Below are 23,638 nucleotides of genomic sequence, written 5' to 3' on the forward strand. Positions count from 1 at the left end.
CAACCGCCTAACCCTCATACGCGGGCGTGTCTTGCCCCTGGCGAATTACAAACAAGGAAGATCTCCGATGGTCCGCTGCAAATCACCGGTAAACCGCACTGCCCAAGGCCAGAGCGCCCAGACGATCCTGCGCCTCAAACCGCTGGCCCAGGCCATTGCCCTGTTGATGGTGGCGGGCAACGCCCAGGCGGCCACAGCCTTCAGTTCCGGCTGGTTTGCCGACAAGGGCGCGTCCCAGGCGGCGACGGCGGCGCGCACCGGGGCGGGCCAGGTGCCGGGGATTCCATCGCTGAACCAGCAGGCGCGGGTCAAGCAGCAGTTGTCGCGCTCGATCAGCACGCTCAACACCAGCGTCGCGGCGATTGCGGCGCAACAAGCGGCGCAGGCGGCAGGGCGCCAGGCTGCCTTCGGCCAGGTCTCGACCGTTCCCGATGGCCTGGGCAAGGGCGGCCTGCAGGTCGATAACAGCCTCACCCAGGGCTGGACCAACGCCAAGGGCCCGGTGCAGAGCCAGGCCGGCGGCAAGACCACGGTGACCATCGAGCAGACCGCCGACAAGGCGATCCTCAACTGGGAGACCTTCAACGTCGGGCGCAACACCACCGTGGATTTCCAGCAGCAGGCCAGTTGGGCGGTGCTCAACCGCGTCAACGACCCCAACGCGCGCCCCAGCGAGATCCAGGGCCAGATCACCGGCGCCGGCACAGTGATGATCATGAACCGCAACGGCGTGGTCTTCAGCGGTACCAGCCAGGTCAACGTGCGCAACCTGGTGGCCGCCGCCGCGAACATCACCGATGAGCAATTCACTCAACGTGGCATTTACGTGGACGCCACCGGCACCCAACCGACCTTCACCGATGCGGCGGGCAAGGTCGAGGTCCAGCGCGGTGCACTGATCCAGACCCACAGCCCGGCCACCTCCACCGATGCCGGCGGCTATGCCTTGCTGCTCGGCACAGAGGTGGAAAACGCCGGCACTATCAACACCGCCAAGGGCCAGGCCACGCTGGCGGCCGGCGACAGTTTTTACATCCGCAAGGGCGTCGGCACTACCGGCAATGACCGCTCGACCACCCGTGGCAATGAAGTGGCGACCAGCCTCAACGCCGGCAGCAGCGCCGGCAAGGTCACCAACAGCGGCTTGATCATGGCCTCCACCGGCGACATCACGCTGACCGGGCACCAGGTGCAGCAAAATGGCGTGGTCCTGGCCAGCACCTCGGTGGACACCCGCGGCACGGTCCATTTGCTCAACGCCGCCACCGACACCTCCGGCAGCGTGACCCTGGGCGAGGGCAGCACCACTGCGATCCTGCTGGACAGCAGCGGCAGCACCGCGCTCAACAGCCAGAAAGGCAATGGCCTGGTCAACCTTGATGGCACGCCCGCCAACCTGGTCACCGGCGCGTTCAACAATCTCAGCGCGGTGGCCGACCGCACCGACCAGTCACGGATCGAGATCGTCAGCGGCGGCACCGTGGACTTCCAGAAAGGCTCGATCACCCTCGCCACCGGTGGCCAGGTCGCGGTCAGCGCCGCTGGGCGCAGCCTGGTGCGCGACGGCGCGATGATCGATGTGTCGGGTGCCGTCGGCGTCAAGGTGTCGATGGAATCCAACAACATCAAGATCAACGTGCAGGGTAACGAGCAGCGCGATGCGCCGGTCAACCGCGATGGCGGCCAGTTGATCAACAACGATGTGTGGGTCGACCTGCGTGAGCTGGTGTTTGTGCCGGCGGGCACCAACGGCTATGCCACAGACCGCTGGTATACCGCTGGCGGCTTGCTGGAAGTCGGCGGCTACCTCGGCACCCAGGGCCACTCGGTGGGTGAATGGATGGCCCAGGGCGGCACCGTGACCTTTACCGGCAAGGAGGTGGTGACGCAGCAGGGCGCGCAGATCAACCTGTCCGGCGGCACCGTGGATGTGCAGGCCGGTTATATCCAGCAGACCTGGCTCAAGGGCCCTAATGGCCGCCTGTATGGAGTCTCCAGGGCGCCGGGCGACATTCTTTATTCGGGTTTCTACAAAGGCTATGAAGACACCAGCGCACGCTGGGGCCAGACCGAGTACTACTACAACCCGCTGATCGCGCCACAGCGCCGCTACGAGGCCGGTTATACCGTGGGACGCGACGCCGGCAAGCTGGTGGTCGGCACCACCAGCGCGGTGCTCGAAGGCCAGTTGATCAGCGACGTGTTCCAGGGCGACCGCCAGACCCAGGCGCCGAACATCAACCTCGATGGCTACCAGCAATCGCAGAAGGCCCGGGCCCAGCGCGCGCAACTGATCATTGGCCAATACATCCCGATCTATAACAAGACCACCGGCACTTTGCGCTATGCCCTCAGCGGCAGCACCGACCAGGTCCTGATCGACAGCAATACGCAGAAGATTGCCGATGGCCTCGACCTCAGCACCGCCTTGCCGGCGGATCGCCAAGGCACGCTGGTGCTCGACAGTGACCAGCTCAATGGCTACCAGTTGGGCGCGGTCAAGGTTGGCGCCACCCGGCAGATCACCGTGAATGGCGCGCTGAAGGTGGTGGACGGGGGCGACATCACCCTGTTCGGGCCGGGCGTAGCCATCAATGCCGACCTCACGGCCCATGGTGGCAGTCTCAATGCGGGCAATATCCTCAGCCAGGTCGACCCGCTCAAGGCGGGGGCGGTCGGCGATACGATCCTGGCGGGCAACGGCCGCCTCGACGTGGCCGCCGGCGTCAGGCTCGACACCAGCGGACGCTGGAACAACCTGCTGCTGGACCCTGCCGACGTGGGCGGCGTGGCCTCGGTGAACGGCGGCAAGGTGTCGTTGCGCAGCACCGGCAATGTGCACCTGGCAGCCGGCAGCGTGGTGGATGCATCCTCCGGTGGCAGCCTTGGCCTCGACGGCAAGCTCGTCGGCGGCAAGGGCGGTGACGTGACCGTAGGCGCCCTCGGCAACCTGGCCCTGGACGGTGAAATCCGTGGCTATGGCGTCAACGGCGGCGGCACCCTGGCGTTGCAGGCACGCAAGGTGCAGATCGGCGACAGCGCCACCGCACCGACCGCCGACACACTGAAACTGGCGGGCGATTTCTTCAACAAGGGCTTCTCGGCCTATGACATCACCGGCAACGAAGGTTTGCTGGTCACCGACGGCACGCGCGTGGATGTGACCACGCCGGTCTATCGCCTGGGCGAGCAGACCTCCGCCAGCCCCACGGGCAGCGACCCGGCCACGGCCCTGGAGCGCTGGACACCGGCGCTGTATCAGGAAGACGCCACCAAGGGCGTGTTGACGCAACGGCGCGGCGCCAACCTGACCTTGACGGCAGGGCATCAGGAATCCACGGCGGCCGAACTGGCGACGACCTCGCTGAATGTGGGCAAGGGGGCGGTGATCAACGTCGACCCTGGCCAGGGCATCAACCTGCGCAGCGTCGGCCAGTTGACCCTCGACGGCACCCTGAACGCCTGGGGCGGCAGTGTCAGCCTGGGCGGCTTGACGGTTCCGGCTTCCGAACTGGTCAATGCTGGCGGCCACGGTCGTTCGATCTGGGTCGGCGAAAACGCGCTGATCGACGTCGCCTCGCGGGCCGTCACGGCAGTGAGCAATCGCGGCAGTGTCTACGGCCAGGTCCGCAATGGCGGCACCATCAGTATTGGCGGCGACATCGACCTGGCCACCGGGATTGCCAAGGCCAGCGACCTGTTTGTGGTGGTGCGCGACGGCGCCCGCCTGGACGCCTCCGGTACGCAGGCGGCCCTGGATATCCCGGGCCAGGGCCGGGTGCAGGTGGCAAGCAATGGCGGCCGCATCAGCTTTGCGTCCAACAACGGCCTGTACCTGGATGGCAGCTTTGTAGCGCGTGCCGGTGGTGCAGGGGCGGCGGGCGGCAGCTTGTCGCTGGCGCTGGAAAGCCCGTACTACGCCATGAGCGCCGTGACCGACCGTGTGCTTAACGTCCGTGAACTGGTGCTCAGCCAAGCCCACCAGGGCAGCGCATTGCCGGGCAGCGCCGACGCGGCCGCCGCCAGCCTGGAGTACGGCCATGGCGCGCTGGGCGTGGACCAGGTGCGTGCCGGCGGTTTTGACAACCTGGCCTTGCTCAGCAATGGCCTGCTGAGTTTTGACGGTGATGTGTCGCTGAACATGGGCCAGAGCCTGCGCCTGTACAGCGGTGCCATGGGGCTGACTGAAACGGCGGCCGCCAATTCCCGTATCAACCTGTCGGCGCCTTACCTGCTGCTGGCGGGCATCCTCGCGCCGCTGGACCCCAACAAACAACAATACCTGCATCCGGTGTTGACCAGCGGCATGTCTCAACGTGACAGCCAGGCGCTGTTCAATGCCTCCGGCAACCTGGTCGATGTGCGTGGCAATGTGCTGTTCAGCAACAAGAGTGACCTGACCCTGAGCGATAGCAGTCAGGTGAGTATCGACCGTCGCGGCTTCGATGATGTGCAACTGACCAGCCAGGGCGACCTGCGGTTTCTGGTGGGGGCGGGTGCGGATGTGATCGCTACCGGCATCAGCACGCAACTGATGACGCGCGGTGATATGACCTTGCGCGCGGCGCAGCTGTACCCGGCGACTGAGGTCGGCGCGAGGGTGATGGCGGGCTATCTGGACGCTGACAATGACACCACGGGATACAACTACGACCCGACACGCACCCTCACCATTGCCCGTACCGGCAACAGCACCGCTGGCGTGCCGTACTCGGCGTTCGGTCGCCTGCAACTGGGTGGCCCGACCATCAAGCAGGGCGGGGTGGTGCGTGCGCCGCTGGGGCTGATTGAGATCGGCAGCCTGGGCTCCAGCAAAGTTGAACTGCTGCCGGGCAGCCTGACCTCGGTGAGCGGCAGGGGCCTGGTGCTGCCCTACGGCGGTACGGTGGATGGCCAGATCTATCAATACAACGGCAAGACCGTGACGTTCCTCGGGCAGGGCGGGATACCGACGTTGAACGGTGGCCTGCAGGTCGGCGTGGTCCTCGGCGGTGAGTCGGTGGCGGTGCTGCCTGAGGCCACTGTGGACCTGTCCGGCGGCGGCGAGTTACTCGGCGCCGGGTTTATTTCCGGGCGCGGCGGTTCTACCGACGCCCGCTACAACCCGTTGATGCAGATCGGGGCCAACGGCGGTTTTGTGCTGCCGGGCCTGGGCACCAACCCGGTCTACGCGATTGTGCCCGGCGTGCAGCCCGGCTACGCACCCGTGGCGCCGGAGGGCGGCGCGGTCGACCCGTTGATCGGCCAGCAAATCACGATCGGCGCAGGGGTGCCGGGGCTCGCGGCGGGCACCTATACCCTGATGCCGTCGACGTATGCCTTGATGCCCGGCGCGTTCCGAGTCGAAATCAACGGCTTGGCCGGGGCCGCAGGCGTGGGGCCGACCCAGCACATGCGCAACGGCTCGTGGTCGACTGCGGGGCGGCTGTCCATCGCCAATACCGGGATCAGCAACAGCATTGCCAGCCAGTTGATCCTCACGTCGGCCGATACCTTGCGCCGTTATTCCCAGTACAACGAAACCAGTTATGCGCAGTTCGCGGTGGCCGACGCCGCCAGGCTCGGCGTGCCTCGGGCGATGCTCGAGCGGGACGCCAAGACCCTGGAGCTGGCCTTGCGGCCGGGGGCCGGTGCAGATGCCTTCTCGTTCCAGGGGATCGGCCGTTTCGATGCGGCTGCCGGCGGTTACGCCGGTACCGTGGCGGTGCTCAACATGGACAACAGCGAAATCGAAGTGGTGGCGGCAGGCAATGCGGCCACGCCGGATTTCGCTGGCGTCACCGTGGATGCGGCGAGCCTCAATGCCCTGGGTGCCGCACGCCTGATGATTGGCGGCATGACCCAGGTCTCGTATGGCCAGAACGGTGGCTACATCAACCTGGCGAATATGCCCAGCGGTTCGGTCACCCTGCGTACGGGGGCGACGTTGGCCGCGCCGGAAGTATTCCTCTTGAGTGCTGACGGGGAAATCGTGGTGGAGCAGGGCGCGTCGATCAATACGATCGGGCGCGGCAAGGCCAGCTATGACGCACGTGATGGTTTTGTCTACAGCGTGGGCAATATGCTCGCGGTCTCCAATGGGTTGCTCAATGTGGTCAGTGCGCCCGCGGGTAGCAGCAGCGGCGGGATCAAGCTGGGCACGTGTGCCAGCGACCCTTGCAGCGGGCAAACCGCTCTCTACTCCGAGGGCAGCATCGTCGCCTTGACTGACAAGACCCTGCTGATGGGCGACGAGGTGCGTTACGGCACCCGGCACCTCAACCTCGGCGTCGCCAGCATCAACGTCGGCAGCCCGCAGGCCCTGGCTGACGCTGCCGCGGCCAATCGCCTGCCGGCGGGCCTGACCCTCACCCAGCAAGTACTCGACCGCCTGCTGCGCGGCGACACCCAGTTTGGCGCCCCGGCCCTGGAGACCCTGCAACTGTCGGCACGCGACAGCTTCAATTTCTACGGATCGACCACCCTCGACACCTACGACGCGGTCACGGGCAAGTCCCTGTTGAACAACCTGATGCTCTCCACCCCGGCGATCTACGGCGCGGGAGGCGCGAATGATGTGGCGACCATCCACACCGCCAACCTGATCTGGCAGGGCGCCGAGGCAGCCCCCGGCACTGTGGTGGCTGGCGGTGCCGGCACCGGCAGCGGGCGCCTGGACATCAACGCCGAGCGCATTACGTTCGGCTATGGCGAGTTCGCCCAGGCCAGCACCACCGCCACCTTGAACCGCCTGGCGCTGGGCTTTGCCAACGTCAACCTGAATGCCAGCGAGCGCATCACCGCCAACCACAAGGGCAGCCTCTCGGTGTACCAGAGCCAGGGCGCCTACGACGCGATCAAGGGCTTTGCCTACAGTGGCGGTAACCTCAATATCCTCACGCCACTGATGACCGGCGAAGCCGGCTCGGTGAACAAGATCACCGCCGGTGGCGCCATTGATGTCAGCGCCTCGTCGGGGCCGGTGGGCAAGGTGGAGGGGCTTGGCGGCGAGTTGTCGCTGCAGGGCGACAGCCTGCGCCTGGCCAGCGCGGTGGTACTGCCCAGCGGCAAGGTGACCCTGGGCGCCCGTGGTGATGTGGTGCTGACCGACAACGCCTCGATTGATGTGTCCGGTCGCGCCATCGTGTTCGACGACCTGACCAAATACAGCGCGGGCGGCGACGTGGTGCTGCAAAGCAGCGCGGGCAGTGTGCGGCAGGCCACGGGCTCGACCATCGACCTCTCGGCCACCTTCAACCAGGCGGGCAAGCTGCGCGCCGTGGCGGTGAGCGACGCGGCGGGCACCGTCGACCTCGCGGGCAAGATCCTCGCCGGCAGCAGCGGCTACTACGATGCCGGCGGCACGCTGGTGCCGTACCTGGCCGGCGCGGTGGAGATCCAGGCCCAGCACCTGGGCGGCAGCGGCAGCCTGAGCGAGCGGTTCGCGGCCCTCAACCAGCGCCTCAACCAGGGCCAGGTGTTTGGTGCGCGCAGCTTCCAGCTCAAGCAGGGCGACCTGACGATTGGCGATGGTCTCAAGGCCAATACCGTCAATGTCTCGGTGGACAATGGCAGCCTGCTGGTCACCGGCCGAGTGGACGCCAGCGGCGAACGCGTCGGCAACATCAACCTGGCCGGCAAGAACGGCCTGACGCTGGCCGGCACGGCGGTGCTCGACGCCCATGGCACGCAATTGCGCGTCGACAGTTACGGCAAGATCATCGATTCGCCGAACCGCGCCAGCGTGGTCCTGGGGTCGGGCACTGGCCAGTTGACCCTGGCTGACGGGATGCGCATCGACCTGCGCCATGGCACCGAAACCGCCACCGGCAATGACGGACGCAACCGGGGCACCCTGGAACTGAATGCGCCCCGCGTGGGCGCCAATGACATCGCCATCGACGCCAGTGGGCGCCTGACGATCCAGGGGGCACGTTCGATTGCCCTCAACGGCATGGCCACCTACACCGATGCGCCGGTCGGCACCGACACCACGGCCACCGGCCGGCCGTATCAAGTCGTCACCCAGCAATACCTGGATGACCTGCATGCGTTAAGCACCACCTACATCAATGCGGCGCTGAGCAATACCAACCTGACGCAGACCAAGCTGGCCGGCCTGAACAACGCGACCTACGGCGATACCTTCCACTTGCGCCCCGGTGTGGAAATCGTCAGCAACAGCGCTGACGGCGACCTGGTCGTGCAAGGCGACCTGAATCTGTCCGGGTATCGCTACGCCAGCCTCAAGTCGACCCAGCCGACCGAGGCCGGCAGCCTGACCCTGCGCGCCGGTGGCGACCTGAATATCTACGGCAGTATCAACGATGGCTTTGCAGCGCCGGCCGCGACTGCGGATGACAACGGCTGGGTACTGCGCGCCGGTGTCGACTTCACCGGTGGCACGGTGGTGGTGCCTGGCAACGGCGTGACGCTGGCGGACGGCACTACGTTCCCCGGCGGCGTGGCCCTCAACTTCGACATCTCGATCAAGGCCCGCAGCCTGCCGGCCGGCACCCGCTTGCCGGCGGCGGCGACCCTCAATGCGACCCTGGCACTGCCGGCCGGTACCGTGTTGGCGGGCGCGGTGCGTAATGCCGCGGGGACCGTGCTGTACCCGGCGGGTACGATATTGACCCAGCGCGTGAGCTTGCCGGCGGGCAGCATCCTGGACGCCGGCACCGTGCTGGTCAGCCTCACCAGTGTGCGCATCATGACCTGGCCTGCGGGAGTGCCGTTGCCGGGAGTATTGGGCAGCACCGCGACGGTGATCCTCAATGGCACCAAGCCGCTGCCCCGTGGCGCGTTGTTGCCGGTGGGCACCAACGTCAAGTTGCCGGGCAATGCCACCTCGGTGCAACTGCGTGTACCAGGGGCGGATGGGCAAGGCAAGTTGTGGGCGGCGGCGCCGATGCTGCCCGCGGGCTCCGAGGCCTGGTCGATGCGCCTGGTGGCCGGTGCCGACACCCAGGCAGCCGATAGCCGAGCGCTGCAACCGCAGCCGCAGGCCGGTAACCTGCGCCTGGCCGACAGCCATTACGGCGTGTTTGGCCCGAGCAAGATCGTCGGCGGCAGCACGCGTTTCAGCGTGATCCGCACCGGTGCGGCGGACCTGGAGTTGCTGGCCGGCGGGGATTTGAGCATGGAATCGCTGTTCGGCGTCTACACCGCCGGCAGTGCCACGACCGCCACAGCCGGCAGCCCGGCGGGCGCCTGGTTCCCGGAGGGGGGCGGCAACCTGTTGTTGAAGGTCGGCGGTAACCTGACCGGCAACATAACCAGCAAGGCGCGCTCCACGGGCGGGCGTCCGGTGACGACCGATGGCGAGGTGGATTCGGCCAACGTCGGCAATTGGCTGTGGCGCCAGGGCAACGGCTTGAGCGGGAGCCAGGCGCAATCCACCGCATGGTGGATTAACTTTGGCGCGATGGTGCCCGTCGCGGGCCTCGCGGACCGGATGGTGGGCTTCACCGGGTTCGGCACCCTGGGCGGCGGCAACCTGAATGTCGAGGTCGGTGGCGATGCGGGGATGCTCAAACCGCTGACGGGCTACGTGGCCGCCAACGTCAGCCCGCGCAGCACGGGCCTGGTGCTGGCGGTAGGCAGCACCGGGCGGGTCGCGGCCGATGGCAGCCTGCAACTCACCGGGGGCGGTGACTTGAACGTGCGGGTGGGCGGGGCGGTCAACCCTGGCAGCCAGATCGCGCTGGAGCATCTCAATGGTGCGGTGGTCGACCTGCGCGGGCATGTACAGATGACGGGCGGCGCCCTGGGTAGCCTGACGTTGCGCTACGGCAGCCAACCCAAGGATCAAAGCCCCAGCGAAATCCGCGCCTACGACCCGAGCCGCTCGACGTCTGCGGCCGCGACCGGGGGCTGGAGCTTGCTGCCGGGGGATGCGACCTTCAATTTGTCTACGCGTGGGGACCTGGTGCTGCAGGACGTGGCCGATCCGGGGCGCGCGCCGCAGATGAATGTCCTGGCGTATGAGAATAATGGCGTCAGTGGCGTTGGGCAGAGCTGGTTCAGCCTGTGGACCGACCGTACGGCCATCGACCTGTTCTCCGCCGGGGGCAATCTCACGCCGCTGACCGATACCGCCGAGTCGGATCTGGCGGCGGTGTATCCAGCGACGCTGCGTGCAGTCGCGGCCAACGGCAGCCTGTACTACGGCCGCGCTTCGACGTTGAACACGAACGTATTGCCGCCGCTCAAGGCGCTGGTATTGGCGCCGTCGACCAACGGCCAGTTGCAACTGCTGGCGGGGGATTCGATCTATGGCGGCGACCTGACCATCAGCCGTTCCAGTGCGGCGCCGGACACCTTGGCGAGCATCCTGCACCCGGCCTTCCAGGGCTTTATCGGCGGGCGAGCGGACGTGGGCAGCGGCAACGTTTCCACCGACGCCAACGTTGCCAGGCTGGGCATTTCGTTCCCACTGTTTGCCTTTGGTCCAAACACCGCCAGCACCCAATGGGGGGATGCCCTGGAGCCCGCGCGTTTCTATGCAATGACGGGGGATCTGCTGGGGGTCAACAGTGGGCGTACGCTGACGATGACCACCGCCGACGATCCGCGTCTTGGGCAAACCTATTTTGAAGGCGCAGGCCCGGTCTGGATGCGGGCCGGGCGCGATATCGTCAGCAGCGGTACCGGCCTGGCAGGGGCCAGCGGTGGCGACGACAGTACCGGTAGCTACACCTTCGCCGGCAACCTGTTCGTGCACAACAGCCCCACCGATATCTCCATCGTCAGCGCCGGTCGCGACATCCTCTACAGCAGCTTCAACGTCGCCGGCCCCGGCAATCTGGAAGTGAGCGCCGGTCGCAATATCCTGATGGACGACAAGGTCGGTATCACCAGCCTGGGCGCTGTGGCGGCGGGCGACACACGCCCCGGCGCGAGCATCGTGATGCAAGCCGGCGTCGGCGCCAACGGCCCGGATTACCGCCGCTTCGTCGAACCGTACCTGAACCCCGCCAACCTGGCGCAACCGGGCGAGTCGTTGCAGGGCGCCAAGGTGGCCAAGACCTACGAAAACGAACTGGTCGGCTGGCTGGCCGAGCGCTTCGGGTTTGTCGGCAACAGCGAGCAGGCCCGCGCCTACTACGCCAGCCTGCCGGCCGAGCAACAACGAGTGTTTGCCCGCGACGTGTACTTCGCCGAACTCAAGGCCGCCGGCCGCGAGTACAACCAGGACGGCAGCGTGCGCCAGGGCAGCTACCTGCGTGGCCGCGCGGCGATTGCGGCACTGTTCCCGGACAAGGACGTGGCCGGCAATCCGCTCACCTACAAGGGCGATATCACCCTGTTCGGCGGCGCGGGCGTGCACACCAACTTCGGTGGTTCGATCCAGATGCTCACGCCGGGCGGCAGCCAGACCTTTGGCATCGAAGGCGCCGCACCGCCGTCCACCGCCGGTGTGATCACCCAGGGGGCCGGCGATATCCAGCTGTATTCCCTGGGCAGCATCCTGCTGGGCCAGAGCCGCATCATGACCACCTTCGGCGGCTCGATCATGGGCTGGACCAGCGAAGGCGACATCAACGCCGGTCGGGGCTCCAAGACCACCGTCGTGTACACGCCGCCCAAGCGTGTCTATGACAACTGGGGCAACGTCGGCCTGTCACCATCGGTGCCGAGTACCGGTGCGGGGATCGCCACGCTCAACCCGATCCCGGAAGTGCCGGCGGGGGATATCGACCTGATTGCGCCGATGGGCACCATCGATGCGGGCGAGGCGGGCATTCGGGTGTCGGGCAACGTCAACATCGCTGCCTTGCACGTGGTGAACGCGGCCAACATCCAGACCCAGGGCAAGTCGTCCGGGGTGCCGGTGTCGGCCACCGTCAACACCGGGGCCATGAGTTCGGCCAGCGCGGCAGGGGCGGCGGCGTCCCAGGCGGCGGAAGACGCGGCGCGCAGCCAGCAGACAGCGGCCAAGCAGGGCCGGCCGTCGATCATGACCGTGGAAGTGTTGAGCCTGGGCAGCGAGCCCTTGCCGCAAGAACCGGCGCCCGCGCAGAAGACCTCGGGCTACAACCCCAACAGCCCGGTGCAGGTCCTGGGCGCGGGGCCGCTGAGTGAACAGGCGCGGGCCCGCTTGACCGACGAGGAGCGCAAGCAGATCAGTTTGTAGATTTACAGAAGGACCTCTCGATGTACCTTTGGGGCGATCAATGATCGCCCCGTTTTTTTGGCTGCTGCCCGGACCTGTGTAGGGTGCTGGCTTGCCTGAGATGGCATCACCTGGGTGTGCCTGATGTACCGAGGTGCCTGCATCGCCGGCAAGCCGGCGCCTGCAGAGGCACCTGCGTCGCCTATGGATTGTCCTTGAGGGTCTTGAATGCCTCCACGCGCTTGATCAGCCGAGTGTTCTTCGCTGAGTCGGCATTGCCGAACAGAAACGAAAAATCCGAGGCCAGCCCCGAGGTGCCGGCAATCGCCGCGTACTGGTGACAGGCATTGCAGTTGTCGTTCTGCACGTAGGTCTCCAGGGTCGTGTTGGCCACCACCCCATTCTGATCGCTGACATACGGCCCGTAGGACAGCGGCGTCTTCACGTTCGGCCCCGGCCCCGGGTCGTTGGGGGCATTGGGCGTCTTCGACCACAGCACATTCACCAGTTTGTAGTACTGGAACACCGATTGGCCCTGGGTTTTCTCGGCAAAGGTCTGCTGCACCGCCGTGTTCAGCGCCTGCAGGTCCTGGGGCGTGGCGTTCACCCGCGTGGCCTGCACCGGCTGCTCCAGTGGCGTGCAGTTGGGCGGGGTATGGCTGGCGTCGCATTGCACGCGCGCCACATTGGGTGTGCAGGCCGCGCCGGTGCAGGCCGGGTTGTTGAAGCTGTAGCCATCCGGCGGTGCGGCGCCGCCATCGGGCACATTGTCGACCTGCTCGAACGTGCTCCAGATGAAGTTCGGCTGCGTCTGGGTCTTGTTGATGATATGCAGGCCCACCAGCCCCACCACTTCCTGGGTGCACTGCAGGGTGTCGGGGCGTTGCAGCCAGGCCACGGTGGTGAGGTAGCGCCCGTACAGCTCGGGCTTGTTGGTGAGCACGCGCCAGGCGGCCTTGAGTTCCAGGGCGCCGAGTTCTTCCTGGGGCAGGGCCTTGGCCGGCAGTTCGCGCACCAGCTTGCCTGCCGGCAGTGACAGGCCGGCGGGGTGCCGGTTGTCGCTGTTCTGCGCCACGATCAGCTGGTTGGCTGCATCGTACAGGCCGTTATTGACGATGTAGTCGAACTCGGCCTTGCCGACCTTGCGCTCGAAAAACACCAGGTTGCCCGCCTGGTCCGTCAGCCAGCCGCCGGAGGCTTCCATGATCGAATCCGGCAGGGTCACCTGGGTGCCGCTGGACAGGTGAAAGCGATGCTTGCGGTTAATGGCGCTTTCCGAGGTGGCGGTGATGAATTTGCGCGCGCCGCTGGCAAACGCCTTGAGGTTGCTGGAGGCGCTGCAATTGGACGGCACCAGGGTTTCTACACCCCAGCCGGACGGCTTGGCCGCGCCGGGCAGGAAGATATCGCTGGCATCCTTGTAGCTGGCCCACACCGGGGCGTTGCTCATCGGCTGGCCGGGCGTGGGCGGCACGCCGAACTGGGCCGCGCTGCTTTGCGTGTCCGGCTCGCCGGCCAGGCTCGGGTTGGCGGGCCAGCCGGGGTTGACCGACCAGTTCATGGCGATAAACAGCTGCCAGCCGAAACAATTGAGAAAGTCCTGCTCGGTGCCGAAATTGTTCACCGGCAGGAAGCCGCCACTGGTGGGATCGAACACCAGTTGGCTGACGCAGCTCTGGGCGTCCGTTGCGGCGCTGGCCGCGGGTGGGGCCAGCAGCAGGGCGCAGGTTATCCAGCAGAACACACTCAAGCGTGCCCGGCGCAGCGGGCTAGGCCATCCGTTCATGATCGCATTCCTTGCTCAAGTCTCAGGGGGCGGCCACCCCTGCCAGGCAGCGGCGGCCGCAGGCAGTCAGGCGCCGGGCACCAGGGCCAGGCCGCTTTCCCACGGGTGCTGGGTGGCACTGGGGTTGGCGGCTTCGCTCGGGTTCAGCGCACGCACGCTGACCAGTCCCGGCGCGGCGCTGCTGCTGACCGTGACGGTCATGATGTAGCCCTGGGTGCCGCCGCTGTCGGTTTGCCCCGGGATAGCCGAGGCGTCCGGCAGGAACTGCGTGATCTGGGCGGTGATTCCCGGGTTGGAGAACTGCACCCGCGCGTCGGCGACCGTGGTCTGCGGGTCGGCGCCTTGCACCACCAGCACGAACTGCGCCGAGGTGCCGGGGGCAAAACTGGCCGGCAAGTCGCTGGGGGACTGGCCGTAGAACAGGTCCAGCGGCAGCAACTGCACGGGCCAGGGTTGCGTATCGGTGTTGTTCGCCGCGACACATTCGCAGGCTTCGGGCGTGGCGGTGAGGGGCGCCGGCGTCACGCTGAGGGCCACATCCAGTTGATCGGCGATGACCCACACGTAATTGATCGGCGTGCCATTGATGGTGATGTCGTTGATCGAGAACCCGGCGCTTTGCGGCACCTCGAAGACCGCTTGCAGGATCTGGTCGGAGTTGTTCGGGCCGGTGCCGGCGGTGCCACGGGTCACGCGCCAGTAACTGCTCACATCCTGGCCTTGAGGGCCTTTCCAGCCGCTGAAGGACTTGGGTTGTTGCAGGTACAGGCCGATCGGATTGGTCAACGAGATGAGGTTGTTCACCGCCGCCTGGTTGGCCGAGAAACCGATGTGCGGGTCGGAATTGCGGTAGTTCTGCCCGTACTGGGCACAGCAGATCAGGCTCTGCTGGTTGGCGCTGCTGCGGATCGGCCGCAGGATGGTGGCCGCGGCTGCCAGGTAGATCTCGGCACTCAGGGTGTTGGGCCCGGAGGTCAGGTGCATCGCACCGCCCGACACGCCGGGGATGCGCACGGTGCCGCTGTTCCATTTGTTCACGGTGTCGTAGGCGGGGCGGCCGGTGGTTTCATCGATCACCGGGTCGCCGGCGTTGCCGGTCGGACCGTTGGCGGTGTAACGCAGGTACAGGTCCTCGAGTTTCACCTGCGGGTCGACATACGCCTGGTACAGCCCCAGCACGGCATTCGGATCGATGTTCCACATGGTCAGGAAGTAGGCCGGGTTTTCGCTGGTGAACATGATGCTGCGCATATTGCCGTCGGGGTCGCGGGTGATCGACCACTCGCAGTATTCATCGAGCCAGCCCCGTGGGCCCGAAGGCGAAAAGTCGGCGTAGGGACCGTTCCAGTTGATTGATTTGCACAGCACGCTGGGGATCTGCAGCTGGGTGGCGGTCGGGTCCGGGTACAATGAAAACAGTGTGCCGTCGAGGGTAATCTGGCCGTGGTCGGTGAGTTCCATCACCTGGTCCAGGGTCATGGCCTTGCCGTTCAACTGCGGCACCACGGCGGCGCCGTTGTTGTAGAAGAAGGTCCACAGGCGGTTGGGGAACGGCTGCCAGGTAATGGTGATCGGCGTCTGCGTGCCGTAGCCGCTTTCGATCGGGTTGTAGTAGCCCGAGCGCGGCGCGTCGTTGAGGTTGGACCAGGGGTTGCCGATGACCGACATCTGGGTCCAGCCGGTGACGTTGTTGTTCCAGTTGGTCTCGAAGGTCGACAGCTGGTCTTCCAGGCCCAGCTTGTTGTAGTCCTTGGGCGCCTGCTCGGCGGGGGAGGTGAATTGGGTGAAGGGCGTGCTCATGTCGGTTCTCCAGCAGGTGTGTGGTGGGACGTGGAGCAGCAACCGGCGCCCGCAGCGGGGCCGGCGGTGGTTTGGCGTGGGTCGTCCCACACCAGTTGCGCGATAAAGCCAGGCAGCGGCGCGTACGCATCGGGCGTCAGTACCTGGCCACTCTCGAGATGGGTCACGATCAGCGATAACTGCGCGGCATCCGTCGGCGCCAGGTGCAGCGCCCTGACGCTGCGCGCAGCATTCAGCGCACGGGACACGCCCTGGGTGATGCAGCGGCCCTTGTCGTCCACCAGGCCCATGCCGATCCGGCTGAAACGCCCGACGTAATGCGGGTTGTCTGCGTTCACGTGCTGTGCGGTGGCGTCTGGCTGATTGAGAAAGACGTCGATCAGGAAGGTGTCGTGGGTGCAGCGCACATGGTCGAACACCACCCACGGGCCGGTCCCTGTCGCCTGAGCCTCGCAGCAGGCTTTGGATGCACCGAACTGCGGCGCCACCGGGGTGCCGTAGTCGTAGCCGATGTGGCGGCTGTCCTGGGCCATGTCGCCCAGGGTGGTGTAGCGCCAGGCATCCGCGCTGGTGAAGCTGACCTCTTCGGCCTGGTGCCCGGCGAATGGCTGCAACAGGCACTGGGTGGTGTACTGCGCGGCCGGATTGGCGCGAATCCACACTTCGAGCATGCGGTCGATATTGGCGTGGTAGGAGCAGAACACCGGGTCGAAGGCGGTGTAGGCGTTGTCGGCCATGTCGCCGCCGATCCAGCCGTGATAGTTGTCGTGCGGCTGCTCGTAGAGCCCGTCGAAATTCAGCGCGCGATTGGGGTACAGGTTGTCCGGCTGCGGCGGGTCAAATGTGGTGATGTTGGCCCAGGGATACCCCGGCACACCCTGGGGCTGGCTGAAGGTGGTGAAGGTGAGCGCATCCAGCACTTGCTGCTGGAAGATCCGGCTCATGCCATACAGGCGCGTGCGCTCGACACGAAACGCCTCGCCCTGGGTGTAGAACAGCGGGTTGCGCTGCACATAGCGGCAGTCCACGCCCTCGACGCTGGCGCTGGCGCAGACTTTTGAGCAGCCGTCCTTGGCCGCCGCATAGCGCAAAGGGTTGCGCCGCACTTCGCCGGTGTGCGGGTGCACGTAGGTCTCGTCGAGGAAGGCCTGGGGTAGCCCGGCCTGCGGGCTGCCATCGACACTGGCGTCGGCGGCCATCCAGTCCCAATAGGGAATCGCGCAGTCGATCAGCGCTTCCAGGTGCAGCAGGTAGGCGCGATGCCACAGGGCAAACGCTTCCTGGTAATGCAGGCACCAGTTGGTGTGGATGTAGGCGTAGCGCTGCCAGGGCGAGCCGCTGTCCGGGTCGCCGATGTGCATCACGTCATCCAGGCGGGCGCGGTACAGGTTCAACTGCTCCGGGCTCAGGGCGCGGATGTCCTGGCGTACGCGCTTGACCGGCTGCGGCAGGGCCGGTGGGGGGATGCGCTCGGCGGGGTCAAAGGCCGAGCTGGCGTCCAGTCGCCAGCCCTGGTTGACCCACAGGCGGAAGGTTTCCAGCGCATCGATCGGCCAGAATTGCTGTGGGTCGGTGGTCAGCGGCATGTTGCGCGAGGCGAGGTGCTGGTAAATGGTCTGCGACCAGGCCTTGACCGAGTCCGGGTCTTCCAGGAACACGTCGTAGGCGTTCATGCAGCCCGCCCAGGTGGCGGCGACGGCGGCGCGCGAGGCGGACGGTATCCAGTAGGGGGCGCTGAAAAGGCCGTGGATATCAGCGGTCCATGTCGGTTTCGCGACTATCATAAGATCCCTCTCATGCCGCCCCGGGCCAGGTGTTGGCTGGGCTGCTAAGCTGGATTGATGTTAACGAGCCGCTGCGCAGGATTTGTGCAAATTGGCCCGTCTTCGCGACGGATTCATTGCAATTTTCAAGGACGATTTACAACCGATGACAGACGCCATGGATTTGAAGATCCTGGGCAAGTTGCAAAAGGATTGCGACCAGAGCCTGGAGTTGTTGAGCGACAGCGTGGGGCTGTCGTCCACCAGTTGTTACCGGCGGATTCGCCGCATGGAAAGCGTGGGGATTATCAAGGCAAAAGTCGCGGTGCTCGACGAGCGCAAGCTGGGCATCCAGGTGACCGCGTTTTTCCTGATCAAACTGGACAAGGACAGCCACGATATCGACCGCAAGATGCAGCACATCCTCACCCGCCACCCGGAGATTCAGGATTGTTACCTGCTGACCGGCGAGTTTGATTTTGTGATGGTTGCCAAGTTTCGCGATGCGACGGAATACACCGAGTATATCTATCGGTTTCTGGAGACTTACCGGGATATTCCGATTCGGACTTATTCGTCGACGTTGGTGGTACGCACGGTTAAAAAATCCTACGAACTGCCCCTACAAGGGGTGGGCTTCCCTGCGGGTTAGCGGCCTTGAAGACAACCGATCTACCGTGTGCAGGAGCCGGCTTGCCAGCGATGGGATCACCTGATTGCACCGAGGTGCCTGCATCGCCGGCAAGCCGGCTCCTACAGAAAAGCGCATGCGTGATCGAGCCTTCCCAGTAACCCACTCAAGCAAAAATGAAGCTTTCATGACAAAAGTTCGGTAGCCCTTGGCCACTCCCGTCTCTCCTGTGTAACGCGCTTGAGGACGCCAGACAGGCGTTCTTTTCAGCCGCAAGCAGGATGCCAGGAGTGGGGCGATGGGAACTATGGAACGTTACTCGAAAGTGGGCATGCAGGAGCTCGACCAGCGCCTGTCGAAGATCGTCGAAGCGGCGCGCAAGAAGCCGGTTTCGGTGTATCGCTACGGCGCGCCGTGGGTGTGGATCGTCTCTCAGGACGATTGGCAGGGCGCCTTGAAGGAAGTCGCGAGCTTCATCCCGGCGGGCCATTCCCTGGTGTTGCTGCGCCCGCAGATCGATGAAATCCTCGACCAGCATCGCGACTGGCTGGTGGCCGAAGCCCCGATGTCGATCGCCCCGCACACGGTGCTGCAGATCCTCCTGCTGCAACTGTTGTATTCGGTACCCAGCGAGCAGCAATTGCATGAACAGCTCAACTACAACCTGCTGTTCCGCTGGTTCGTCGGCCTGGACCTGAACCAGAAGGTCTGGAGCATCCACGCGCTGACCCGCGACATCGCCACGCTGCTGAACAACCCGCGGGCGGTGCAACTCATCCAGAAAATCATCGGTGACGTGTTTTGTGGCGCCTTGCTGCACACGCCGGAGTTCTCCTTGAACTTCGCGCTGTTGCACACCTGGCTGGCACGCCACGGCAGTACCTCGATCGCCAGTAATTGAGCTGGCCATACGTCGCGCCATCGGCGGCGGCGCACATAATCAGAATGTCAGGGGGCGGTGTGGAGCATCTGTTCAAATCAACGCTGGCGCTGTGCTGCATGGCGCTGGGCGCCTTGGCGCAACCGGCGTGGGCCGAGGAGGGGGAGCAAGCCCCGGCGCGCAAGGTCGACGTCAACGAGTACTTCGTGCGCGGCAATACCGTGCTCGACGCGGCGACGATCGAGGAGGCGGTGTACCCGTTTCTCGGCCCGCAAAAGACCCTGGACGATATCGAAGGCGCCCGTGACGCGTTGCAAAAAATCTACCAGGCGCGCGGCTATCAATCGGTATTCGTCGAGTTGCCGGAGCAGAAAGTCGATGACGGCATCGTCTACCTGCAGGTCAGCGAAACCAAGGTCGGCCGGGTCCGTGTGGTCGGCGCCAAACATTACTCGCCGGTGGAAATCCGCGAGCAGGTGCCGGCCCTGGAAGAGGGCGCGGTGCCGGACTTCGCCACCGTGCAAACCCAGTTGGCCGGGCTCAATCGTGGCGCCGGGCGCCAGGTCACGCCGCTGGTGCGCGAAGGCCAGCGCCCGGGCACCATGGACGTGGATTTGCAGGTCGAAGACCAGAACCCCTGGCACGCCAATATCGGCCTGAACAACGACTACAGCGCCGACACCGAGAAGCTGCGCTCGGTGGCGACCGTCGGCTACGACAACCTGTGGCAACTGGGCCACAGCATTTCCCTGACCTACTTCACTGCGCCCCAGGACACCGACAACGCCAAGGTCTGGTCGGGCTCCTACACCGCGCCGCTGGATGAGCGCTGGGCCTTGCAGTTCTCCGGTTACCAGTCCGACAGCAACATCGCCACCATCGGCGGCAGCAACGTGCTGGGCAAGGGGCATTCCTACGGCGTATCGGCAATCTACAGCCTGCCGGCCACGGGCAACTGGGCCAACTCGTTCTCGTTCGGGGTCGACTTCAAGGACTTCGACGAGCAGATGAAATTCGGCGCCAGCAGCGACCAGGTACCCCTCAAATACGCACCGATGACCTTTGGCTACAACGGCTATCGCTACACCGAGCAATCCCAATTGGGCCTCGGCCTGAGTCTGGTGGTGGGCACGCGCGCGTTCTTCGGCTACGGCAGCGACGCCGAGGAGTTCGAGTACAAGCGCTACAAGGCCAGCGCGAGTTTCGCGGTGCTCAAGGGCGACCTGAATTACACCTATACCTTCGCCAACGACTGGCAGTCGGCGACCAAGGGCGGCTTCCAGCTGGCCTCGGGACCGCTGGTGTCCAACGAGCAATATTCCGCCGGCGGCGCCACCTCGGTGCGCGGCTACCTGGCGGCCGAGCGCACCGGGGATGAGGGCTATCTGCTCTCCCAGGAATTGCGCACCCCGTCCCTGGCCAAGTTCCTTGGCAGTTACGTGCAGGAGTGGCGCTTCTACGCGTTCGCCGAAGGCGCGCGCATGCGCCTGCACGACCCGCTGCCCGAGCAGGAAGACGAATACAGCCTGGCCAGTGTCGGCCTCGGCACCCGCGCCAGTTTGAGCAAGTGGTTGTCCGGCAGCCTGGATTGGGGCTACCCGCTGCTCGATGGACCGAACACCCAGAAACAGGACGCGCGACTGCACTTCAGTGTGCAGGCGACTTTCTGACTTTTTCTTCCGGAGACTTCACCCATGCAACGCCTATTTCTGAGCCTGTTGATCTGCCTGGGCTTCGCGCTCCCGGCCACCGCCCATGCCTGGTGGCAGGACGACTGGCACTACCGCAAGCAGATCTCGGTGGACACCACCGCCCAGGGCGCCGCCATCAGCCAGGCCCTGGGCCGCACCGCGCTGCTGGTGCGCCTGCACACCGGCAACTTCACCTTTGACGGGGTCAAGGACGACGGCGCCGACCTGCGCTTTGTGAGTGCCGACGACAAGACCGTGTTCAATCACCAGATCGAAAGCTTCGACCCGCTGATGGGCATGGCGCTGATCTGGGTCGACGTGCCCAAGGTCGAAGGGGGTCAACGCCAGGACCTGTGGATGTACTACGGCAACCAGAAGGCCCCGGCCACCGCCAATGGGCAGCTGACGTTCGACCCCAATTACACCGCGCTCTACCACTTTGACGGTGCCAACGGCACACCGGCCCGCGACACCACCGCCTATGCCAACACGTCGGTGAACGCCACCGGCGCGAGCATCGACGGTGTGATCGGCCGCGCCCTGCAGTTGAGTGGCCAGCCATTGCTGCTGCCGGCCAGTCCGTCGCTGCAACACGCCGCCGGCGCCGCGTTCACCTTCAGCGCCTGGCTGCGCCTGGACCAGGCCAGTGGCGAGCAAGTGGTGCTGGCCCGCCGTGACGGCCCGCACAGCTTGCTGCTGGGGCTGAACCAGGGCATGCCGTTCGTGGACATCGACGGCCAGCGCGCCGTGTCGACGCAGCCGCTGAACCCTGGCCAATGGCAGCACCTGGCATTCACCGCCGAAGGCGACAAGCTCAGCTTATATGTGAACGGCCGCGAAACCGCGACCCTGGCCGTGGCGATGCCGGCCTTCAATTCGCAACTGGCGATCGGTGCCGACGTGCCGGAAGCGGCCAGCACGCACCTGCCATTCGCCGGCGCCATCGATGAGCTGCGCCTGTCCAAAGTGGCGCGTCCGGCTGCGCTGTTGCTGGCCGATGCGAGTGCACAGGGGGCCGAGTCGAAACTGGTGGCCTACGGGGTGGATGAAGAACAGTCCGGCTTCGGTTTCGGCAGCCTGGGTTTCCTGCTCAACGCCGTGCCGGTGGACGCGTGGGTGATCATCCTGGTGCTGGTGGCGATGATGGTGCAATCGTGGGTGATCATGCTGCGCAAGAACCGCCAGGTCAGCCGGGTCAGCAGTGCCAACGAGATTTTCCGCGAGCACTTCGCACAGATCGGCACGCGCCTGGAGATGTACGCCGACGACGCACAATTGGGTGAGCGCCTCAGCCATTCCTCGCTGTGGCGCCTGTACCTGGTGGCGGTCAAGGAGATCCGCACCCGCCGCGCGCAGGGGGCCGACACCTCGTCGGTCTCGGCGGCGACGATCGAGGCGATTCGCTGCTCCATGGACGGCGTGCGCACCCGCGAAAACCAGCAACTGAGTGCCAAGCTCTCGACCCTCTCCAACGCCATCGCCGGCGGGCCGTATATCGGCCTGCTCGGCACGGTGCTGGGGATCATGGTGGTGTTCCTCGGCACGGCCATGGCCGGTGACGTGAACATCAACGCTATCGCCCCGGGCATGGCGGCGGCCTTGCTGGCCACGGCCATGGGGCTGTTCGTCGCGATCCCTGCGCTGTTTGGCTACAACCGCCTGATCACGCGCAACAAGGAAGTCAGCGCCGACATGCGCGTGTTTGTCGACGAGTTCATCACGCGCCTGGCCGAGATGCACGGCGAAAGCCAGCACAGTGAAGCGGCGCACCGCCGCGAACACCACGCATCGGTTCCGGCCTGAGGAGAATCGCCATGGCTTCCGTAAATGCCTCCCACGACGATGACGATGATGCCGCCGTCGACAGCATCAACATCACGCCCCTGGTGGACGTGCTGATGGTGGTGCTGGTGATGTTTATCCTCACCGCCACCGCCCAGGTCTCGGGCATCCAGATCCACCTGCCCAAGGCCAGCGCCTCGGTGTCGCTGTCGGAGGCCAAGACCAAGGCGATCTCCGTGAATGACGGCGGCCAGGTGTTCCTCGACGCCTACCCGGTGACCCTGGGTGAGTTGGAAGAGCGCCTGCGCATCGAAAAAGCACTGAATCCGGACTTCCCGGTGATCGTGCGCGGCGATGCGCTGGTGCAGTACCAGAAGGTTATCGAAGTGCTCGACCTGTTGCGCCGGCTGGAGCTGTCCCAGGTCGGGCTGGTCACCGGCAAACCGAGCCAGGGCTGAGCCATGACTGCACAGATCCCGATTGCGCCGTTGCCGGTGAAGAAGAAGCCGCCCCTGCGCCCGTTGAAGTGGGGCGCCGGGTTGTTGCTGGGCGCCGTGGCTGCCTGGTTTCTGTGGCAGTGGGCCAATGACATGAGTGGCGTACGCCGTGAAGCGCCGAAGGTGCCGACGATTATCCCGCTGCCGCCACCACCGCCGCCGCCACCGGAAAAGCCCAAGGAGCCCGAGCCCAAGGTCGAGGAAAAAGTCCCGGAGCCGGTGCCCAGCCCGGAACCCGAAGAGGTCAAGCCGGCCGAGGAAGCGCCACCGTCACCCAACGAAGACCTGGCCAACCCGATGCAGATCGATGGCGACGCGCAGTCCGGCACTGATGGTTTCAACATCGGTGCCGGCAAGGGCGGCGGCATGGCCGGCAGCGGTGGCGGCGGGCTGGGGACCGGCACGTACAAACAGTACCTGGCCGGCACCTACCAGCGCTTGATGCGCGAAGACCCGGCGCTGCGCAAGAAGGCCTTCTCGATACAGATAGACCTGTGGCTGGGCGCCGATGGACAGGTCACCAAGGCGCTGGTGGCCAAGTCCAGCGGCGATGCCGAGACCGACGCGCAGATGCTCGCCTTGATCCAGGGACCGCGTGCCACCCAGAAACCGCCGGCGTCGTTGACGCTGCCCCTGCGCCTGTCCCTCAAGGGCCGGCGTCCGGATTGATCGACACCTTTTATCCACGGATTTTTACAGGAGTTGCGTACA

General features: G+C 65.5%; 10 protein-coding genes. 7 read left to right on the plus strand and 3 right to left on the minus strand.

All coding sequences use genetic code 11. The features are described from left to right. The first annotated feature begins 67 nt into the window (after positions 1–67). Positions 68–12,118 carry a filamentous hemagglutinin family protein gene (locus JFU04_RS10860; RefSeq protein ID WP_201144054.1) on the plus strand — a complete coding sequence of 4,017 codons (12,051 nt, stop codon included), beginning with the start codon at positions 68–70 and terminating at the stop codon, positions 12,116–12,118. 181 nt (positions 12,119–12,299) lie between these two features. Here JFU04_RS10860 and JFU04_RS10865 read toward each other — a convergent pair whose 3' ends face one another. The 3 genes from JFU04_RS10865 to JFU04_RS10875 form a co-directional block, all read right to left on the minus strand. After that, positions 12,300–13,883 carry a hypothetical protein gene (locus JFU04_RS10865; RefSeq protein ID WP_201144055.1) on the minus strand — a complete coding sequence of 528 codons (1,584 nt, stop codon included), beginning with the start codon at positions 13,881–13,883 and terminating at the stop codon, positions 12,300–12,302. 66 nt (positions 13,884–13,949) lie between these two features. Continuing rightward, positions 13,950–15,683 carry a hypothetical protein gene (locus tag JFU04_RS10870; protein ID WP_201144056.1) on the minus strand — a complete coding sequence of 578 codons (1,734 nt, stop codon included), beginning with the start codon at positions 15,681–15,683 and terminating at the stop codon, positions 13,950–13,952. Continuing rightward, a complete protein-coding gene (locus JFU04_RS10875; RefSeq protein WP_201144057.1) occupies positions 15,680–17,467 on the minus strand; it encodes a tyrosinase family protein in 1,788 nt (595 codons plus the stop codon). Before JFU04_RS10875 ends, JFU04_RS10870 begins: the two co-directional genes overlap by 4 nt. Positions 17,468–17,624: 157 nt before the next feature. On the opposite strand from JFU04_RS10875, the gene JFU04_RS10880 reads away from it, so the two are divergent. The 6 genes from JFU04_RS10880 (at position 17,625) to JFU04_RS10905 (ending at position 23,596) form a co-directional block, all read left to right on the plus strand. Continuing rightward, complete coding sequence (locus JFU04_RS10880) at positions 17,625–18,098, plus strand: Lrp/AsnC family transcriptional regulator (RefSeq protein ID WP_065905934.1); 474 nt, start codon at positions 17,625–17,627, stop codon at positions 18,096–18,098. Between the two features lie 286 nt (positions 18,099–18,384). After that, the gene (locus JFU04_RS30615; RefSeq protein WP_065905936.1) at positions 18,385–18,978 is read left to right on the plus strand and encodes a transposase; all 594 of its coding nucleotides are present in this window, start codon (positions 18,385–18,387) and stop codon (positions 18,976–18,978) included. Between the two features lie 59 nt (positions 18,979–19,037). Continuing rightward, positions 19,038–20,627, plus strand: a complete 1,590-nt coding sequence (locus JFU04_RS10890) for a ShlB/FhaC/HecB family hemolysin secretion/activation protein (protein ID WP_201144058.1) — start codon at positions 19,038–19,040, stop codon at positions 20,625–20,627. Between the two features lie 24 nt (positions 20,628–20,651). Beyond that, positions 20,652–22,451 carry a DUF2341 domain-containing protein gene (locus tag JFU04_RS10895; RefSeq protein ID WP_201144059.1) on the plus strand — a complete coding sequence of 600 codons (1,800 nt, stop codon included), beginning with the start codon at positions 20,652–20,654 and terminating at the stop codon, positions 22,449–22,451. An 11-nt stretch (positions 22,452–22,462) separates the two neighbouring features. Beyond that, entirely contained in the window at positions 22,463–22,888 is a 426-nt protein-coding gene (locus tag JFU04_RS10900; protein WP_065905942.1) for an ExbD/TolR family protein, read from the plus strand. Positions 22,889–22,891: 3 nt separating this feature from the next. Further along, entirely contained in the window at positions 22,892–23,596 is a 705-nt protein-coding gene (locus tag JFU04_RS10905; RefSeq protein ID WP_201144060.1) for an energy transducer TonB family protein, read from the plus strand. Positions 23,597–23,638 lie beyond the last annotated feature (42 nt).

Origin of the sequence: Pseudomonas sp. TH21, from assembly GCF_016651025.1 — a bacterium.
Taxonomy (GTDB): Bacteria; Pseudomonadota; Gammaproteobacteria; order Pseudomonadales; family Pseudomonadaceae; genus Aquipseudomonas; species Aquipseudomonas aylmerensis.

What these genes read in the sequence shown, in the direction of transcription:
- JFU04_RS10860 (WP_201144054.1), top strand. Translation starts at nt 68, where the DNA reads ATGGTCCGCTGCAAATCACCGGTAAACCGCACTGCCCAAGGCCAGAGC.
- JFU04_RS10865 (WP_201144055.1), bottom strand. Translation starts at nt 13,883, where the DNA reads ATGAACGGATGGCCTAGCCCGCTGCGCCGGGCACGCTTGAGTGTGTTC.
- JFU04_RS10870 (WP_201144056.1), bottom strand. Translation starts at nt 15,683, where the DNA reads ATGAGCACGCCCTTCACCCAATTCACCTCCCCCGCCGAGCAGGCGCCC.
- JFU04_RS10875 (WP_201144057.1), bottom strand. Translation starts at nt 17,467, where the DNA reads ATGATAGTCGCGAAACCGACATGGACCGCTGATATCCACGGCCTTTTC.
- JFU04_RS10880 (WP_065905934.1), top strand. Translation starts at nt 17,625, where the DNA reads ATGGATTTGAAGATCCTGGGCAAGTTGCAAAAGGATTGCGACCAGAGC.
- JFU04_RS30615 (WP_065905936.1), top strand. Translation starts at nt 18,385, where the DNA reads ATGGAACGTTACTCGAAAGTGGGCATGCAGGAGCTCGACCAGCGCCTG.
- JFU04_RS10895 (WP_201144059.1), top strand. Translation starts at nt 20,652, where the DNA reads ATGCAACGCCTATTTCTGAGCCTGTTGATCTGCCTGGGCTTCGCGCTC.
- JFU04_RS10900 (WP_065905942.1), top strand. Translation starts at nt 22,463, where the DNA reads ATGGCTTCCGTAAATGCCTCCCACGACGATGACGATGATGCCGCCGTC.
- JFU04_RS10905 (WP_201144060.1), top strand. Translation starts at nt 22,892, where the DNA reads ATGACTGCACAGATCCCGATTGCGCCGTTGCCGGTGAAGAAGAAGCCG.